The organism is Gilliamella sp. GillExp13, assembly GCF_001690815.1.
Taxonomy (GTDB): domain Bacteria; phylum Pseudomonadota; class Gammaproteobacteria; order Enterobacterales; family Orbaceae; genus Gilliamella; species Gilliamella bombi.
Genome location: NZ_LZHJ01000043.1, coordinates 1 through 578, shown reverse-complemented (window position 1 = coordinate 578; position 578 = coordinate 1). Strand labels below are relative to the sequence as shown.

At 38.1% G+C, this 578-nt stretch carries 1 protein-coding gene; it reads left to right on the top strand.

Going from position 1 to position 578, the window contains the following annotated elements:
* Positions 1-203 precede the first annotated feature (203 nt).
* Complete coding sequence (locus A9G37_RS03420) at positions 204-488, top strand: transposase (protein ID WP_141670991.1); 285 nt, start codon at positions 204-206, stop codon at positions 486-488.
* Positions 489-578 lie beyond the last annotated feature (90 nt).

Sequence of the window (578 nt, the reverse complement as noted above, 5' to 3'; positions counted from 1 at the left end):
ATTAGTTGAACGCAAAACAGGGCTAGTATTAATTGGGCGCCTCAATCAACGTACCGCCTCCGAAACGAGAGATATGATAATAAAATTGCTAACGCCGTTTGAAAAAATGGTTAAAAGCATCACCTTTGATAATGGAACCGAATTTAATTATCATCATGTAACTCTCCCCTAAAATAGTACAGCAAAAAAGTAGAAAATTCTCTATGATAAAAGTAAAAGGGGATTTAATGATGAAAAAAATGACTGAACATCAAATCGTCGCTATTTTAAAAGAAGCTGAAGCAGGTATTCCTGTCAAGGAACTCTGCCGTAAATATGGTATGGGTAATTCAACTTTTTATAAATGGCGGGAAAAATACGGCGGAATGGAAACTTCGGATATCAAACGCTTAAAAGAGCTGGAGGCTGAAAACCGCAAACTTAAGCAGATGTTTGCCGAGCTGAGCTTAAAATCACAGCTTCAGGAAGAAATCATAAAAAAGCTTTAGTGCCCACAAAGGCCCGTAAAACGTGGGCACAGCAACTACAACAAAATCATTCTGTTACTATAGCTATGAGCTGCGCTATCGTTGGCTTAA

What these genes read in the sequence shown, in the direction of transcription:
- A9G37_RS03420 (WP_141670991.1), top strand. Translation starts at nt 204, where the DNA reads ATGATAAAAGTAAAAGGGGATTTAATGATGAAAAAAATGACTGAACAT.